Source organism: Bacillus sp. LQ16 (assembly GCF_057784645.1).
Genome location: NZ_CM173491.1, coordinates 1,524,368 through 1,541,184, shown reverse-complemented (window position 1 = coordinate 1,541,184; position 16,817 = coordinate 1,524,368). Strand labels below are relative to the sequence as shown.

Annotated in this window: 17 protein-coding genes and 1 riboswitch; of the genes, 2 read left to right on the top strand and 15 right to left on the bottom strand. The window is 34.8% G+C overall.

Annotated features, from left to right (window positions below; all coding sequences use genetic code 11):
• Positions 1-10 precede the first annotated feature (10 nt).
• Genes AC3EMB_RS07820 through AC3EMB_RS07810 form a run of 3 tightly spaced genes read right to left on the bottom strand, consistent with a single transcriptional unit; the run spans position 11 to position 3,154 of the window.
• Positions 11-574 carry a CPBP family intramembrane glutamic endopeptidase gene (locus AC3EMB_RS07820; RefSeq protein ID WP_001025783.1) on the bottom strand — a complete coding sequence of 188 codons (564 nt, stop codon included), beginning with the start codon at positions 572-574 and terminating at the stop codon, positions 11-13.
• Positions 574-2,103: an ATP-dependent DNA helicase RecQ gene (recQ, locus tag AC3EMB_RS07815; RefSeq protein WP_488517611.1), complete on the bottom strand. Its 1,530-nt coding sequence runs from the start codon at positions 2,101-2,103 to the stop codon at positions 574-576. Before recQ ends, AC3EMB_RS07820 begins: the two co-directional genes overlap by 1 nt.
• Positions 2,093-3,154 carry a YpbB family protein gene (locus tag AC3EMB_RS07810; protein ID WP_327947453.1) on the bottom strand — a complete coding sequence of 354 codons (1,062 nt, stop codon included), beginning with the start codon at positions 3,152-3,154 and terminating at the stop codon, positions 2,093-2,095. Before AC3EMB_RS07810 ends, recQ begins: the two co-directional genes overlap by 11 nt.
• 298 nt (positions 3,155-3,452) lie before the next feature.
• Between AC3EMB_RS07810 and AC3EMB_RS07805 the strand changes: the two genes are divergently transcribed.
• Complete coding sequence (locus AC3EMB_RS07805; RefSeq protein ID WP_001151993.1) at positions 3,453-3,701, top strand: ferredoxin; 249 nt, start codon at positions 3,453-3,455, stop codon at positions 3,699-3,701.
• A 121-nt stretch (positions 3,702-3,822) separates the two neighbouring features.
• On the opposite strand, the gene AC3EMB_RS07800 is transcribed toward AC3EMB_RS07805, so the two are convergent.
• Positions 3,823-4,401 (bottom strand): ECF transporter S component, encoded by a 579-nt coding sequence (locus AC3EMB_RS07800; protein ID WP_000810856.1) that lies wholly within the window; start codon positions 4,399-4,401, stop codon positions 3,823-3,825.
• Between the two features lie 162 nt (positions 4,402-4,563).
• Positions 4,564-4,703: riboswitch (FMN riboswitch) on the bottom strand.
• Between the two features lie 248 nt (positions 4,704-4,951).
• On the opposite strand from AC3EMB_RS07800, the gene AC3EMB_RS07795 reads away from it, so the two are divergent.
• Complete coding sequence (locus AC3EMB_RS07795; RefSeq protein WP_000711798.1) at positions 4,952-5,638, top strand: hypothetical protein; 687 nt, start codon at positions 4,952-4,954, stop codon at positions 5,636-5,638.
• A 154-nt stretch (positions 5,639-5,792) separates the two neighbouring features.
• Here AC3EMB_RS07795 and AC3EMB_RS07790 read toward each other — a convergent pair whose 3' ends face one another.
• The 11 genes from AC3EMB_RS07790 to dacB all read right to left on the bottom strand — a co-directional run bounded on the left by AC3EMB_RS07790 (position 5,793) and on the right by dacB (position 16,808).
• Positions 5,793-6,407 (bottom strand): peptidoglycan DD-metalloendopeptidase family protein, encoded by a 615-nt coding sequence (locus AC3EMB_RS07790; protein ID WP_000866228.1) that lies wholly within the window; start codon positions 6,405-6,407, stop codon positions 5,793-5,795.
• A gap of 83 nt (positions 6,408-6,490) precedes the next feature.
• Positions 6,491-7,072 carry a cob(I)yrinic acid a,c-diamide adenosyltransferase gene (locus AC3EMB_RS07785; RefSeq protein WP_000781271.1) on the bottom strand — a complete coding sequence of 194 codons (582 nt, stop codon included), beginning with the start codon at positions 7,070-7,072 and terminating at the stop codon, positions 6,491-6,493.
• A gap of 136 nt (positions 7,073-7,208) precedes the next feature.
• Positions 7,209-8,984, bottom strand: a complete 1,776-nt coding sequence (gene resE, locus AC3EMB_RS07780) for a sensor histidine kinase ResE (RefSeq protein WP_000964683.1) — start codon at positions 8,982-8,984, stop codon at positions 7,209-7,211.
• Positions 8,984-9,700, bottom strand: coding sequence for a DNA-binding response regulator ResD (resD, locus tag AC3EMB_RS07775; RefSeq protein WP_000426861.1), 717 nt, complete (start codon positions 9,698-9,700; stop codon positions 8,984-8,986). Before resD ends, resE begins: the two co-directional genes overlap by 1 nt.
• Before the next feature lie 302 nt (positions 9,701-10,002).
• Positions 10,003-11,160 carry a cytochrome c biogenesis protein ResC gene (gene resC, locus AC3EMB_RS07770; protein ID WP_000250087.1) on the bottom strand — a complete coding sequence of 386 codons (1,158 nt, stop codon included), beginning with the start codon at positions 11,158-11,160 and terminating at the stop codon, positions 10,003-10,005.
• Positions 11,161-11,174: 14 nt separating this feature from the next.
• The gene (gene resB, locus AC3EMB_RS07765) at positions 11,175-12,800 is read right to left on the bottom strand and encodes a cytochrome c biogenesis protein ResB (protein WP_445117466.1); all 1,626 of its coding nucleotides are present in this window, start codon (positions 12,798-12,800) and stop codon (positions 11,175-11,177) included.
• A gap of 121 nt (positions 12,801-12,921) precedes the next feature.
• Entirely contained in the window at positions 12,922-13,443 is a 522-nt protein-coding gene (gene resA / locus AC3EMB_RS07760) for a thiol-disulfide oxidoreductase ResA (protein WP_000742194.1), read from the bottom strand.
• Positions 13,444-13,549: 106 nt separating this feature from the next.
• Positions 13,550-14,278, bottom strand: coding sequence for a 23S rRNA pseudouridine(2605) synthase RluB (gene rluB, locus AC3EMB_RS07755; protein ID WP_000440553.1), 729 nt, complete (start codon positions 14,276-14,278; stop codon positions 13,550-13,552).
• A 289-nt stretch (positions 14,279-14,567) separates the two neighbouring features.
• Positions 14,568-15,098: a spore maturation protein SpmB gene (gene spmB / locus AC3EMB_RS07750; RefSeq protein WP_000029514.1), complete on the bottom strand. Its 531-nt coding sequence runs from the start codon at positions 15,096-15,098 to the stop codon at positions 14,568-14,570.
• Positions 15,095-15,691: a spore maturation protein SpmA gene (gene spmA / locus AC3EMB_RS07745; protein ID WP_098614328.1), complete on the bottom strand. Its 597-nt coding sequence runs from the start codon at positions 15,689-15,691 to the stop codon at positions 15,095-15,097. Before spmA ends, spmB begins: the two co-directional genes overlap by 4 nt.
• Positions 15,684-16,808: a D-alanyl-D-alanine carboxypeptidase DacB gene (gene dacB, locus AC3EMB_RS07740; protein ID WP_213746544.1), complete on the bottom strand. Its 1,125-nt coding sequence runs from the start codon at positions 16,806-16,808 to the stop codon at positions 15,684-15,686. The genes spmA and dacB overlap by 8 nt, the downstream gene beginning before the upstream one ends.
• Between the last annotated feature and the right edge of the window lie 9 nt (positions 16,809-16,817).

Sequence of the window (16,817 nt, the reverse complement as noted above, 5' to 3'; positions counted from 1 at the left end):
CACCTTCCATTTATTTTCTTAATTGGAGTCCCATTATAAAATCAACAAGAAAGTGTGCAAAGATTGTTATAAACAAATTCCCTGTCCATTCAAATACATAACCAAAGACAAAACTAATGAAACAGACGAAACAAAACAAAAATGGCTTTGTTATATAACGAATATGTAACACTGCAAATACGAAACTCGCAATTACAATTCCAAAATGAGTCTGCACTACACCTCTAAATAAAAATTCTTCTGCAAAACCGATTACGAACGTAATAATGAGTAAATGCAGAACCGACATTCCTCGAAACATCTTATCGTTAATACCACCATCATCAAACCAAGACTCTGGAAACACTCGCATTGCAACATAATCTAATAACACAATACCAATCGCTAACAAACCACCTATAATAAGTATAGATACTGGTTCCCATCTCCATAAATTAAACACTTCTTTTACATCTTGAAATAATATATATGCTAGTAAACAGCCAATACCGATAATAATTAACTGTGTTATATATAGATTCAGCCTTATTTCCTGCGGACTCATATCTTCAACATTATGCCTTTGAATGTTCATCATTCCCCCATCTTTTCTAGGCCGAAAAGCTTTTGTAACTCTGTTTCCCAATTATAGTCGAAATCCGATTGTTGCGCTCGTCTTTTTTTATAATCTTCTTTTGTAATACCACAATAATCACAGCAATTATTTAACTCTTTCTCTTTCCTATAACCGAACTGTTGCAGCACATATTCACGTCTACATCCTTTAACTCGTATCCATGACTTCATATTTTCTAGCTCACTATATTTATTACGCAACCTTATTTCTACTTCAGCTATTAATCGGTTCATAATTTCATCTGACAAACCCTCTAATAATAATCTTCGTTGTTGTATAATTCCAACCTGTTCGAGATGATAACGAACGAAACGCCAATATTGCTCATTAAATCTTGCTGCATTATAACAAATTTCTTCTACATCTTCTATTGGTAATTCTTTCGTTTGAAACATTCTTTCTTGTAGTAAAGAAAATAAAAATTGTATTTGCGACTTACTTGGCAATTCATCCTCAATGATTGAAATTGGTAAATCATGATCCAACGGACTACACAATAAAATAGCTATACTCGGTTCGCCATCTCTTCCAGCTCTTCCGATTTCTTGTAAGTAAGAAGCTATATTAGTTGGATAATGAAAATGAATAATATATTGCGTATTCGCCTTATTTACCCCCATACCAAATGCACTTGTACATATTACAAGCTGCAATTGATCGTTCATAAACTGTTGTTGAATTAACATACGCTCTTCATGTTCCATACCACCATGATAAAAAGCTACACCAGTAACACCTTTTCCTCTCAAGTATTCCGTTAACCTTTCTGTCCACGCTCTACTTGAACAATATACAATTCCCGGCCCTTGTAAATACATCACCTGCTCCAAAAGCGCCTCTTTCTTTTCTTCTATCGTCTCTACAAATTGCACCTCCATTGCAATATTAGGACGGTCAATAGAGTATACATGTTCCGCGGCACCCTTTAAATTTAAACTGTCTGCGATATCTTGTAGTACCCCTTTTGTCGCTGTGGCTGTCAATGCTAATACTGTAGGAGAACCAATATTTTCAATAACTACATTTAGTTTCTTATAGTCCGGTCTAAAATCATAACCCCATTGAGAAATACAATGAGCCTCATCAACAACAAATAATGAAATTTGAATTTTCTTCAATTCCCTAATTAATAACTCCGACTGTAACATCTCTGGTGAAACAAAAATAAATTTATATGAAGATAATTTTTTCATCGCTTCTCTTTTTTCATTTAATGTCCGAAAACTATTAAATGCTATCACTCGGTTTTTCACAACATACTTTAATTGTGTCACTTGATCTTCCATTAAAGATAATAACGGTGATACAACAAGCACTGTTCCTTCTCGCATAAGCCCCGGAAACTGATAGCACATAGATTTCCCTCTTCCAGTCGGAAGCATTGCTATCACATCTTTTCCTTCTAATAAATCTGTAATAACTCCTTTTTGACCTGGACGAAATTCAGAATATCCAAACCACTTATATAAATATTCTTCAAGTTTCATTTACACCCTCCATCCGCGCTAATACAAGACGAACTTCAAAATAAGAGATATCTTCTCCAACCGCTTGTTTCAAAACACGTAACTTCCGCGTTTGTAATGCTTCAATTACTTTTATTACTTTGTCTATCTTTTCTTTTTCCATAAACATTTCAATAGAAAAATCTTTTTCTCGCAAAGCAATTTCAACAAAATGATCTTCTATCGTTGCAACCTTTAAATTCCGAATCGTCGCTATTTCTTCTAAAGAACGCCCTTGTCTCCAAAAATTATATGTTTTTTTCGTGGATAAACTAAATAATTCAGCTCTCTCATTTGGATAAGATATAATTTCAGCTAATAGTGGAAATTCATTTTCTTTATCACGAACTTCTTGTATAAAGAAATGCATTGTACCCCAAAATAAAAAATACACCCTGAATATATCTTGTTTCGTAATTTCTGCTAATTGTTGCAATGTACAACCAATACGTTCATATCCCGTTAATCGATATGTTACAATCGTCGCTTCTATCGCATTACTCTTTTCCAAAAGATTATGTACTTCCGTCCATAGTTTCCTCGCCAACTCACTTCTTTTATATGGCCTTCCTGTTAGAAAACGTTTTACCCACATCATTATTTCTGTATCTTGTTGAATTGGGATAAACTTCGTATTATTCTGTTGTAAATTTGATATGGTTTGAATAATCAATGATAATCTTTTCCAAAATGTTTCACCTAATTCACCATAATGTAAACCATGCAAATGTGCTGGAAAAGCATAAACTTCCTCCCATTTATGTAACTGCATTTTACCCATAGGTGTTAACACATATGTATTTTCATGTATTTCTTGAATAAAATCCGCTTGCAACAACTTTACAACTTCACCATCATAGTCATTTCTATTTAATGATTTATATATTCCGAATAAAAAAGAAATCCGGAACATATTTCCATCTTGTAAAGTTTGCGAAGAACGTTTGCCCTTTAGTAAATAATAAATAGAAGAAACGGTTCTTTCACCATTCAATTGTTTTAAACAATGCAACAAAGTATATTGTATTTGCATGACCGCTTCCACCTTCCAATCTTAACTTCATTCTTTTCAGTACAATTACACTTTCTACTGTCGCTCATTAAACTTATCATATAAGAACTATATACTTGTATATATTCTATTGTATCAAACGAAATCACATTTACGTATTTTGAAAATCTTATGAAATAATTCAAAAATAAGTTGACACTCTAATTGATAAGCATTATCATTATAATTTTATGTTGAAAAGTTTCACAAACCGTTTTACAATAAGGTTATAATTTTTATGGCGAGCTTTTCACATACATATTATCAGGAGGGAAAAAAGATGGCAAAATATACAATCGTTGATAAAGATACTTGTATTGCATGTGGTGCTTGTGGCGCTGCTGCACCAGACATTTATGACTATGATGATGAAGGTATTGCATTTGTAACATTAGACGATAACCAAGGTATCGTTGAAATTCCAGATGTATTAATTGAAGATATGATGGATGCATTCGAAGGCTGTCCAACTGACTCAATTAAAGTTGCTGACGAATCATTCGACGGAGACGCTTTAAAATTCGAATAGTCTTTTATTAACTTCAAAAAACGCCCCTCATATTGATGAGGGGCGTTTTTTGTATCTAAATTTTATTTTCCTTAATAAAAAACCATTAGTAGTTCCACACTACTAATGGCTTTAATATATATTATGCATTTTTCATTTTTGCAAACACCCATACTTTCAGGCGTGAGAATAATGCTACAAATACAATTGTTACAACAATTCCTTTAATTAAATTAAATGGTAAGATTGCCGTTACAACCGTTGTTCTGATAGCTTCGCTAGACATAGCCGGTGAATTTAAAAACCAAGTGTAAGCCGGGAATATGATGATGTAGTTTAATACACTCATAATAAGTGCCATTGTAATTGTCCCTAGCATTAATCCTGTCGTTAAACTCTTCACAGTACGATACTTTCTAAATAAGAAAGCTGCTGGACCAATAAATAAACATCCTGCAATAAAGTTTGCAATTTCTCCAACTGGTACTCCTGTTAAACTTCCTTGAATCCCGTAATGTAAAATGTTCTTTATCGCCTCTACAATCACTCCTGCTACTGGTCCAAAGATAATTGCTGCAATTAGAGCTGGTACATCACTAAAATCAATTTTCAAAAATGGCGGAAGCCCTGGGAACGGGAAATCCAACATCATTAGTAAATATGCAATACTACTTAGCATCGCTACACTCACCATCTGCACTACACTGTTTTTTTGTTTCATCTTTCTCTCTCCTTTTCCATCGATCATCTCATGGAAAGTGGAAAGGTTCTGCTATGCCTATTTTTTCATAGAACGAAAAAACCCTTTGTGTTTTACACAAAGGGAGAATTTAAGGCACATCAAACAGACGTTCAAATCCATATCTTTTTTGAACGCTTGAACCTCCATCTTCTCCCATCCAGACTATACTGTCGGCTTTGGAATCACACCAAATCCTGCCTTAACGGCTCGCGGGCTTAGAACAAAATCATAAATAGTTCATCACCGCCGGTCGGGATTTTCACCCTGCCCCGAAGATAGACCGATATTCTATTTTCCCCTTCATTATACAACAACCTCATAACATTGTGAACTAAAAAATTGTAACTTATTTAAAATTAGTTATTTATTTTTCGTAACAACAAATGAATTGCGAAATATTTTACAATACAATCCATATTTTTTATTATTCGGCATTTCTCTTTTGAATTACCTAGTCATATATAATTAAAAGTGATAAGATATTGAATTGTTAAGATAAGAACATTTTCTGAGTTATGGAGGAAATGTCATGAAAAAAGAAAAGAGACATTCTATTCGAGAAGCAATGAAAAAAAACTTAAGAAAAGAATACTTTTACTTAAAAAAAGAATTACTTTTCTACTGCCCAATTGATTTAGGCACATTCTCAAACGAGACATACTATGCTACTTTCGATGAAGATGGCATCAGTATTTATCAGTATGATAAGAAAACAGAAAGTAAATTAAAATTGTGTGAGCGTCATCCGTGGAAGAGTTGGAGTAAAGTGAAGATTGATCACTATTTGACAACTTCTCAATTTATTTTTCAGGGTGAGCGAAATTGGATCTTATCTCTTTTTCAAAAAGGAAAAGAAGCTCAAAAAATTATTGAAGAGCATACATCTTTACAAACAGAAGTTGTTTCCCGCTCTTTCTTAAAAAAACTTCCTGGCTTTCGTTCTAATACACCACTGAATAAATACATCGGTAGCATTTGTTACACTGCACTTATTGCATTTTTATTAAAATGGATGATTCCATTTCAAGCACCACAAATCGCCCTGTATTCTATTTCGATTGGTTGTATGCTTCTTGGCCTACTTTGTTTGACAATCGGTTTAATTGAACCGACTATCGTACTGTTTCGAACAAAAGAGAAAACAAGAACAAAAGTTTTTTACTTATATAGCTATTTAGCTATTTCTGGATTTATATGTGTCTTTATTTTTTGGTAAAAGAAAACCGTCCCAAAATAAATTTTGGGACGGTTTTCTTTTAAATATAGATACTCTAATTCACTCAATACTTCTAGGAGAAGCGCCCATATAATTTCATTTACATTGAACCTTATTTAAGAATATTCAAAGTTTAATTTTTGAGACGTTGCCTTTACTTAACATATAATTGTTGATTAGGATAAATTAGCTCTTGCTGCAATCCATTTTTTTCTTTAATTTCCTTAAGTGTCATACTAAATTTCCGTGCAATACTAACTAAAGTATCCCCTTTTTGTACGACATATAATGATGAAGAAACAACTTCATTTCTTTGTTCACTTAAAACAAGCAATGGGTTCATCGCATTCTTTTTCGCCATCGTCCATCTTCCTTGATGAAGTTCTAGATGTAAGTGTGCACCTCGCGATTCTCCCGTGTTCCCTACTTCTCCAATTTTTTCTCCTTTTGAAATATAATCCCCTTGAACTACATATCTCTTATTTAAATGTGCATACACAGCCTCATATTCTCCATGTTTAATAAATATAACGTTTCCATAACTACTTGAATAATAAGACTTTGTTACCTTCCCTTCTTGAATAGCTGACACAGGCGTGCCGATCGGTGCCGCTATATCTATACCGTAGTGTTTTCCGTGTCTTGTCCCAAAATAATCACTTATCTGTCCTTCAACAGGCCATGCCCATTGATTTCCCTCTGCGTACACATGTAATTGAGATAAAAACAGTACTGTCAATAACATAACGCCGTATTTTAAAACTTTCATATACATCCTCCGTTTTCTAATTACCACCATACCTTCTCTATTTTGGTATATTATAGAAAAAAGTATACAAAAAAGAAAGTGAATCACTCCACTTCCTTCTCTTTCTTATCACGAAAAACGATTGCACTGCGATTATACTCTACATCTTTTACTTGTAATCGAGCGTTTATTACTCTAGCTACTGCAAATAAATAGTCAGATAATCTATTTACATACTTTAGAACAACTTCATTTATTTTTCCTTCTTTTTGTAAGGACACGATACATCGTTCTGCTCGCCTTACAACTGTACGTGCAATATGAATAGCAGCTGCCGACTCGCTTCCACCTGGTAAAATAAAGCGCTCTAGCGGCGGTGCTTCTTCTATATACGAATCAATCCTACTTTCTAAGTTTTCGACCATTTCAATTTTTACTTTATAAGGTATCTTCTCACCTACTATCGCCAAGTCTCCCCCGCAATCAAATAGTTCATGTTGAATCGTTTCAAGTTCATTGTAAATATCTCCGAAAGGCCCGCCTTGTAGTTTAGTCATTGCATATCCGATATGAGAATTCGCCTCGTCTATTGTTCCATACGCTTCCACACGGATATCATCTTTATCAACCCTACCACCTATTACACTTGTCGTTCCTTTATCTCCTGTTTTTGTATATAATTTCATTTCTTCACAGCACCTCTCTTGTTATTCTTTATTCGAGCAACATAGAAAAAAGTTCTACCATTCTTTATTTAATTGAGTTTACAAAAAAATAAAAAACAGCAGAACTTTATTCATTATCAACTTTAAAAACGTATATCTAAATTATACGATTCGGTAAATAGACAGAGAATGTAGTTCCTTCTCCAACAACACTTGATACAGAAATTTTACCATCATGGCCTTGAACAATATTTTTCGCAATCGCAAGCCCGAGTCCTGTTCCACCTTTTTTCCCACGTGTTCTTGCTTTATCAGCTTTATAGAAACGATCAAATAAAAATGGAATATCTTCTTCTGGAATACCAACGCCCGAATCTTGTACTTCAAAAATGAGACCATTATTTTTCGTATCAATTACAAGTGTTACATGTCCGCCTGCGTTCGTATGACGTATTGCGTTATCAATTAAATTCGTCAATACTTGTTCCATACGATCTGCATCAAACGGGTATTGTTCAATTGGATTTTTGAAATCAACTGTTAGTTCAACTTCTTTATCCTTTGCAATCCCTTGGAATTTACGACCAATTTTTTCAACAAACGGATGTATGTCCACTTCACCTATATGTAACTCTACATTACCACTTTCCATGCGTGCTAAATCTAATAATTCATTTACAAGTTTACCTAAACGAACGGATTCATCATAAATGATTTGAACAAACTCATTAATTTCTTCTTTCGTTTGCACAATATCATCTAAAATTGCTTCACTATACCCTTGCAGCATGACCATCGGTGTACGAAGTTCATGCGATACATTCGCAATAAAGTCTTGACGCATCTTTTCAAGACGACGTTCTTCCGTCATATCTCGCAGTACTGCTACAGCCCCGCGAATTTTCGTTTGATTGTAGAGCGGCGTCATAAGAACTACATAGTTCCCTTTTTGTAAATTAATTTCAACAACTTGTTGTTGTTCGCTTTCTACAACGAGATGGAATAGTTCAACAAGTTCAGAAGGCAGTTTTTTACTGAGCTCTATCTCTTTTTCTTCTTGCCAAACTTGTAAGAAATGTTCAGCTGGCGGATTGATTACTACAACTTCACCTTCTTGATTTAATGTAATAACCCCATCTGCCATACTACTCAAAATACTTGCTAACTGTTCTTTCTCTTGCTGCAGGGCATTCATATTAAACTTCAACTGTTTCCCCATTTGATTTAAGGCCGTTGCAAGCTCACCAATCTCGTCCTGAGATACCATAGGGGCTTTCGCATCAAACTTCCCACGCGACACTTCAAAAGCAACCTCACGCATTTTACGAAGTGGTGCTGTAATTCGAGTAGATAAGAAGAATGCAAAGAAAGTTGTTAATATAATCGCAATCCCTGCTGATAAGAATATAAAATCAGTCGTTCTTTCCATACCTTGTATCGGCACTTGTAAAGATTCGTACACAAACACTGCACTTTGATTTTTTGATTGCACTGGTTTTCCGACAATCATAATATCATTTTCAGTATTTTTATTCTTTCTACTATTAGAGGCTTTTCTAATGTTATTCTTAATTTCTTTTTTGTCTGTAAACACAGCCGCTAATTCTTTATCTTCTTTTAAGTCATCCATTGTAAGAGTGACTAAGCCTTCTTGTTTCGGTGAAGAAGAGATTTCTTTACCATCTTCTACAATAATAATCCTTGAAAGTGGATCAGAGAATTTGTAAGCGATATTCTCAATCGTTTTTACATCGGCACCTTCTTCAATTAACTCTGAAACACTTGTTGCGACTTTTTGAAGCCTAGCTTCACTCATATCAACATAATACGTTCTAAAAAACTGTGAAAGTAAAATCGCAACAAATCCAAGAACAAACGAAACGAGAAGTAATATGGTCATCCATAACTTCCCTACTACACTTCTCCAAAGCATCAGTCGTTCACAACCTCAAATTTGTAACCTACACCCCAAACAGTAACAATCATTTTCGCTGCATCTGGTGATTTTTTGCTTAACTTCTCACGTAAACGCTTTACATGTGTATCAACTGTACGTAAATCTCCGAAGAATTCATATTGCCATACTTCTTTTAACAGTTGCTCACGATCGAATACTTTATCAGGAGCTTTCGCTAAAAATAATAGTAACTCATATTCTTTCGGCGTTAAGTTTACTTCATTACCATCTGCAGTAACACGGTGTGCATCGTTGTCAATTGTTAAGTGCGGGAATACAGTAACATCTTTTGTCGTTGTATCTTGTGTAAAGAATGTTGTTGGTACAGCACGACGTAATACCGCTTTCACACGTAGCACGACCTCACGTGGACTAAATGGCTTTACAATATAATCATCTGTTCCAACTTCAAATCCTTGTACTCTATTTACTTCTTCACCTTTTGCTGTCAGCATAATAATTGGTGTCGCTTTCTTCTCACGAACCCCTTTACATACTTCAATGCCATCTTTACCAGGCATCATAAGATCTAATAAGATTAAATCGTAATCATTTTGTAACGCCATTTCTAAAGCTGTATCACCATTATCTGCTTCTTCAATTGTGTATTGTTCTCTTTCTAAGTACATTTTCAATAAACGACGAATACGATCCTCATCATCTACAATTAAAATTCTTGATTCATTTTCCATCTCTACCCGCTGCGTACTCTCACTTCAGCGGTTCACACCTACCCTTCTTTACTATTATGTTGCGCTATTCTCGTTTATTTAAGCAATCTTCTAAATGTTTCACTTCCCATATTATGCTTCACAAGAATAATAAATTTTGTTCAATTTTTTTCCAAAACTATGTATTTTTTTTGAACAGTATATAATGTCCTCGACATCATTTTACAAAATCAACCGCTACTTTGTCATGTTTTTCTCAAAAAAGAAGAAAAGTTGACAAAAATAAAATAGGAAAGTGACATGCACTCTCCTATTTTATTTCTCTATGCATATGAATGTAAACCGGCAATAATTAAGTTTACTACAATAAAGTTAAACATAATAATTGCAAAACCAATTACTGCAAGCCAAGCTGATTTCTCTCCATGCCACCCTTTAGATAATCGTAAATGTAGTACTGCAGCATAAAAGAGCCACGTTATAAGTGCCCAAACCTCTTTCGGATCCCAGCCCCAAAAACGCGTCCACGCTATTTGAGCCCAAATCATTGCAAAAATTAACGCTCCTAATGTGAAAACTGGGAATCCAATTGCAATAGATCGATATCCGATTTCATCTAGTAAATCACTATTCGTATTCTTTACTAACGGCTGAAGTGCTGCCGATACTCGCTTCCGTAAAACAAGTCTTAATACAATATAAAGTAATGTTCCAACTAACACTGACCAAATAACAGTATTTAATTTCTTCGCATTTACAATCGCTGGAACTTCAACTGCCGGTTCTAATTTATTTTCTGTCAGTAACTTCCCTTCATGCGGTCCAACTAAAGCCGGAAGATTGTACTTCATTTCCAGTTGCTGTTCATTTTTATCAACCCATTGAAACTTCGCTTCATATTTCATACTAGAAAATACCGTTGTTACTCCAATAAATCCAACTGTACAAACAAGTGTAAATACTACCGTCTCTAGCCAAAATGTCCGTTTACTTCTCGTTGATTGATCTACATTTTTTAATAAATACATAACGCCCGTAATAAAACTAATCGCTAAAATTGCTTGTCCTGCTGCTGCAGTCGTCACGTGAATATGTAACCAATTACTTTTTAAAGATGGAATAAGCGGAGATATTTCCCTCGGAAACATACTTGCATAGGCAATTAATAAAAGCGCAACTGGTAATGCAAATAGTCCAATTATACTTACACGGTACATAAAATACATTACAATAAATGCTCCTACAAGCATCATGCCGAAAAATGTACCGAATTCAAAAAAGTTACTAACTGGTGCATGCCCTGATGCGATCCACCTTGTAACAAAATATACTGTTTGTGCTATAAACCCTAAAATTGTAATTGTTATTCCTACATTTGCCCATTTATGACCCTTTTCTTTAATGGCTCCACCAAAAAATAGAGTCGCAATTAAATATAAAATAAATGCGGTAAAGAGAAAGTTACTACTTATTTGCACCATATCGTTTCCCCACCTTAACTAATTTTTTTATCGATTACTTTATCATTTGGCTGTGGAATTGCTGTACCTTCTATTACTCTTTCAATATCTTTCTTTAAACCGAACCAATTTTTATTCGTATGCCCTGCAATCCACCATTCATCATTAACACGTTGTATCCAAATACGGCGATGATTCCAATACATACCTTGAATGACACCAACCATAAATATAAACCCTCCAATACCGAGAATCCAAAGCGTTAAATCTTTTCTTACAGTAAGTGCTGTTGCATTTTGCATTTCAACACCTGCAAACGACATTTTATATTTGTTGTTTCCATCAGGTTCTATATTTTGCTGAATACCAACAAAACTCACTTCACCATCTGGTGTTTCAGGTGTAAACATTTTAAATACAAATGCAGGATTGTTCGGTAATTTCGTTTTTGTATTTGGTTTTCCATTCTCATCGAAATAAAAATCAGGAAAATAGCTTAATAGTTCTAGAGAATAACCATTTCCTAAATCATATTTTTCCTTAGGATTCGTTAAATCTACTTTAATCGGTCCCCATTTTTGATTATTTTCTTTATTTTGCAAGTTGAAGGACATACTTTTAAATTCACTTTCTTTATAATCCACTTGATACACTGCAAATTGATTAAATTTCAGTGGTTCATTTACTCGAATTTCCGCTTCTTTTACTTTTTCCAACTTTGGTTTTTGCCCTGCTATATTTTCGCCCACAGCTTTATATAATACAGCATTCGTTTGGAAGTTTTTCGCAATCATTTTATCGCCTACACGATCAATCGCTTCCTCAAAAACTTCCTTGTCCTTACTTTTATCATAAACTTCTTTTATAAATTTCTCGTTTTTTAAGTAGTATTGTCCATCCGTCCCTGGTATTTCTTTCGTTTCACCATCACGTAACCAAAGTGCTTCGTCTACGTACATACTCGGTAAAAAACGAAGCATCGCACCGAATAAAAAGATAATAAGACCGATATGATTTACATATGGACCCCAACGCGAGAAGCGTCCCTTTTCTGCTAAAACGTTTCCGTCTTCCACTTTCACGTTATAGTTTCTTTTCTTTAAATTCTTTTGCACTCTTTCCAGGTCACCATCTTTCGGTGTACCAGTCCCATATAATCTCTGTCTCTTTAAAAAGCTAGGATGTCTTTTTACGCCTTGCTTTTTTAAAGCTTTATAAAGTGGAATAACGCGGTCTAAACTACATATCACAAGTGAAATACCGATAGAAGCAATCAAAATCATATACCACCATGAACCGTATAAATTATTAAATCCTAATTGATAGTATAATTGCCCTAAAAATCCGTATTCTTGTTTATAATATTCAGCTGGTGCAATCCCTGGAGTTATGTACATTTCTTGCGGAAAAATAGTTCCTATCGCTGATGCAGCTAAAGTTATTACGATTAGCCATACACCCACTTTTACAGAAGAGAAAAAGCTCCAAATTTTATCGACTATCGTTTTTGTTTGCGTGAGAGATCTCCGTGCACTCCCCTCATAGCGCATATCCAATAGTTTTGCATTTTCATTGCTTTCAAATGGTTTCCCGCAAGCTTCACAAAAAACGGTTCCTATCGGATTAACATGTCCACATTCACATTTAATTTCTTTCAACACTCTCACCGCCCCTGTCTCTATATGTACTATTGTATATTCTAACCTCGAGTTACCGCAATACTCAGAATTTTTAAACCAGAGGCACTATAGACACGCACCTCTTATGTAAAGGCTTTCTTTATTACGGAGTAATTTTCTTTAAATACCCTTCTAACTGTTCTTTCGTTTGTTCACCTATAATTTGCTCCACTACTTTTCCATCTTTATCAATCAAAAAGCTTGTCGGTAATGGACCTACTCCATATGTTCCTATAATCTTTTGTCCTTTATCAATAGCAACTGGGAATTTCAAACCATATTGGTTCACAAAGTTCTTTACTGCAATATCCGTTTCATCTGCATCTAACGCTATGATTTCAACGCCTTTTTCTTTATACTTTGGATATAATTCATTCATATAAGGCATTTCTTTTTCACAAGGTTTACACCACGTACCCCAAAAGTTTAAAAATACACCTTTTCCCTTTAAATCTTTTAGTTCAATTTTCTTCCCTTCTAAATCCGTCACAACAAAGTTAGGTGCTTCTTTTCCGATTTGCATTTTCTCTTTATTAGCAAAGAATCCTTGATAAAGGGTAAATCCTACAGCACCACATAAAATGAGTAGAATAATAACGCGAAATAATAAGCGATTTTTCTTCATATTACCTCTCCTCTCCTCGGTAAATGTTATGTATTATCTTCTGTAAATGTTGTATTGAATAAATCACCAGCAGAGCACTCCACTGGTGAATTTTTAACTCTATAGCTTATCTTGGCTTTGTAGAAGCAAGCGCGCGTAATTGTTTCACCTCATGTGGTGTCAATTCTCTCGCATCACCAGGTCGCAGGCTTCCTACTTCTAAGAAAGCATAACGTTCACGTTTTAATTTCACTACTTTACAGTCTAACGCTTCAAACATACGACGTACTTGACGGTTACGTCCTTCATGAATTGTTAATTGTACAATAGCCATTTCTTTACGCTTGTCCCAAGAAATAATTTTCACATGTGCTGGTGCTGTTTTACCGTCTTCTAGTGCAACACCGCGTTCTAACATGCGAATTTTCTCACCTGTTAATGGGCCTTTTATTTTTGCAACATACGTTTTTTCAACTTTATATTTAGGATGCATTAATATATTTGCGAAGTCCCCGTCGTTTGTCATTAATAATACTCCTGACGTATCATAATCTAGACGTCCGATTGGGAATAAACGTTGTGTAATTTCAGGGAAAAAGTCTGTTACAACACTTCTACCTTTATCATCTGATACACTTGAAATTACACCAGTTGGTTTATATAGTAAAAAATAAACAGGTTCTTCTTTTTCAAGAGGGATGTTATTTACTTCTACTTTATCTTGAGGAGTTACTTTTGTTCCTAACTCTTTCACTATTTTTCCGTTAACTTTCACTTTTCCTTGCTGAATTAATTCCTCAGCCTTTCTTCTCGATGCAATACCTGCTTGCGCAATCACTTTTTGTAATCGTTCCATTTCTTTTTTTCACCTCGAATTTATCTTACCTTACATTAGAAAGACTTGGCAACCGCATACGCTTTACGGTTATTCGCTCCATCTCACTTAAACAACATAGCGATGATATTAAACATATAAAGGTCAAATCATGTTTTTATCCTTTATTATTGTCCATATTTTTCATATTTCTCACAATAAAAGTTCATCATTTTGTCAAAAATACCACATAAAAAAACCACTATTAAGCTACACCTTAATAGTGGTCGTATACGTATTATACGCGAAATAGCATAAAAAATGAATAGCTTTACTGAAACAATAGGGAAACAAAGACAATCGAGCAAATAATTCCGATTAAATCTGCAAAAAGACCTACTTTTAATGCATCTCCCATTTTTCTAATACCAACAGCTCCGAAGTATACTGTTAAAATATAAAAAGTCGTATCTGTACTCCCTTGCATCGTAGAAGCTAATCTCCCAATGAATGAGTCTGGCCCATATGTGGCAATTAAATCAGTCGTAATACTTAGACCAGCAGAACCTGAAATAGGGCGTATTAGTGCTAATGGAACGATTTCTGCTGGAACATGAATTAAATCTAGCATTGGCTTCATTACTGATATCATTGCATCTAGCGCACCTGAAGATCGGAATATAGAAATAGAAACAAGCATTCCAACCATAAACGGTAAAATGGAAATTGCAATTTGAATCCCTTCTTTTCCTCCCTCAACGAACGATTCATACGTCGGCACTTTCTTTATCGTGCCATATAAAAGGATAAAACCAATTACACAAGGGATTACCCATAAGGAAATTGTATTTACAATACTCATTTTTTCCGCCCCTTTCTACTCCTTCTTCGGTAAAAATAGCGGTCAATCCAAATCGCTCCAATCATAGAAAGTACTTGTGCAATAAATGTTACCCCAACAATTTCAGTAGGATTGGCTGATTCATACGTCATTCGAATTGAAATGACTGTCGTAGGAATTAATGTAATAGCTGATGTATTTAATGCTAGAAACGTCACCATAGAACGGCTTGCCGAATCCTTTCCTCCATTTAACTCTTTCAGTTGTTCCATCGCTTTAATACCAAGAGGGGTTGCTGCATTACCTAGACCAAAAAAGTTTGCCATCATATTTGATAGAATAAATCCCATAGACGGATGATCCTTCGGTATTTCTGGAAACAACCTTTTTACTATCGGCATAAAAAGTGCAACTAACTTTTTTAACAATCCTGCTTCCTCTGCAATTTTCATTAAACCGAGCCAAAATACTAAAACACTAATAAGTCCTATACAAATCGTTACCGCATCTTTTGCTCCGTCAAATACAGCTTTATTCACTTCTTCCATCGTTCCATTTATCATGGCGTATACAATCCCAATAACAGCCATCGCTACCCAGACGAGATTAACCATCGTTCCCAACACCTATCATGTAAGAAAAAATTTCTTTCACATTATTCCAGTAAAGTCCCGTTGTAGCTACTAACTTCCGTTTACTATAAAATAAATTCCGTTCTCCAACTTTCTCATTGCCAACATAAATGTCTGTCTTCCCAACCTTTACTCCATCCGTAAGTTTTGCACTTTTATCGAGTTCAACTTTTAATACTACGTTCTTTTTTTCTTCTTCAGTTAACGGCATGGAAAAACTATTTTTCGTATAAACATGGTTGGCATACTTCTTTTCATTTATTTCAGCAATTGCTCCTTGTCCTAAAACTTTCGTTTGTTTGAAACGTTCAAAACCTTTATCAAACAAATTCATATGATCATCCCAGTCACTAGAAGCACTCAAAGTTACGACAATTAAATCTAGTCCATCTTTTGATGCCGTTGTAACAAGCGTTCTTCCTGCTTTCTTCGTAAAGCCTGTTTTTCCTCCTGTTGCAAATTCATAATAGGATGTCACCAGCTTATGTTTATTTTTCCACGGATAATCCCAAGAATCTGATTTATATGTTTTTGTTCCAAAGATTTTCTTAAATGTCTCGTTCCCCATTGCGTATTTCGTTAATAATGCCATATCGTAAGCCGACGAATAATGTGATCCATCTCCATCTAAGCCATGAGGGTTTGAAAAGTGAGTATCTTTCATTCCAATTTCTTTCGCCTTTTCATTCATTAAATATACGAATCCATCTATACTCCCACCCACACTTTCAGCAATTACTTGCGCCGCGTCATTACCAGATCTAAGCATGAGTCCGTATACTAAATCTTCTAACTTCACTTTTTGTCCAGGCTTTAAATAGATTGCCGATCCTTCTACCCTCACCGCTTCATTACTAACTGACACCATTTCTTTCATTTTCCCTGATTCAGCAGCTAACAAGGCGGTCATAATTTTTGTTATACTAGCAATTTTTTGCGGCTCATGTTCTGCTTTTCCGTATAATACACGACCTGATTGTTGCTCCATTAATACAGCATTTCGAGCACTGACATTGCTGTTCATCTTTGCATATGTAGGAATCGGCATAACGCTTGCGTACATAATAAGAAGCGTAATGATTACACAAATTCGTCTCATATTTCCCCC

Coding starts and splice junctions, on each gene's coding strand:
- AC3EMB_RS07805 (WP_001151993.1), top strand. CDS start 3,453: ATGGCAAAATATACAATCGTTGATAAAGATACTTGTATTGCATGTGGT.
- resE (WP_000964683.1), bottom strand. CDS start 8,984: ATGCTTTGGAGAAGTGTAGTAGGGAAGTTATGGATGACCATATTACTT.
- rluB (WP_000440553.1), bottom strand. CDS start 14,278: ATGGAACGATTACAAAAAGTGATTGCGCAAGCAGGTATTGCATCGAGA.
- spmA (WP_098614328.1), bottom strand. CDS start 15,691: ATGGTTAATCTCGTCTGGGTAGCGATGGCTGTTATTGGGATTGTATAC.
- dacB (WP_213746544.1), bottom strand. CDS start 16,808: ATGAGACGAATTTGTGTAATCATTACGCTTCTTATTATGTACGCAAGC.
- spmB (WP_000029514.1), bottom strand. CDS start 15,098: ATGAGTATTGTAAATACAATTTCCTTATGGGTAATCCCTTGTGTAATT.
- AC3EMB_RS07795 (WP_000711798.1), top strand. CDS start 4,952: ATGAAAAAAGAAAAGAGACATTCTATTCGAGAAGCAATGAAAAAAAAC.
- resC (WP_000250087.1), bottom strand. CDS start 11,160: ATGGTGCAAATAAGTAGTAACTTTCTCTTTACCGCATTTATTTTATAT.
- AC3EMB_RS07790 (WP_000866228.1), bottom strand. CDS start 6,407: ATGAAAGTTTTAAAATACGGCGTTATGTTATTGACAGTACTGTTTTTA.
- resA (WP_000742194.1), bottom strand. CDS start 13,443: ATGAAGAAAAATCGCTTATTATTTCGCGTTATTATTCTACTCATTTTA.
- recQ (WP_488517611.1), bottom strand. CDS start 2,103: ATGAAACTTGAAGAATATTTATATAAGTGGTTTGGATATTCTGAATTT.
- AC3EMB_RS07820 (WP_001025783.1), bottom strand. CDS start 574: ATGAACATTCAAAGGCATAATGTTGAAGATATGAGTCCGCAGGAAATA.
- AC3EMB_RS07800 (WP_000810856.1), bottom strand. CDS start 4,401: ATGAAACAAAAAAACAGTGTAGTGCAGATGGTGAGTGTAGCGATGCTA.
- AC3EMB_RS07810 (WP_327947453.1), bottom strand. CDS start 3,154: ATGCAAATACAATATACTTTGTTGCATTGTTTAAAACAATTGAATGGT.
- AC3EMB_RS07785 (WP_000781271.1), bottom strand. CDS start 7,072: ATGAAATTATATACAAAAACAGGAGATAAAGGAACGACAAGTGTAATA.
- resD (WP_000426861.1), bottom strand. CDS start 9,700: ATGGAAAATGAATCAAGAATTTTAATTGTAGATGATGAGGATCGTATT.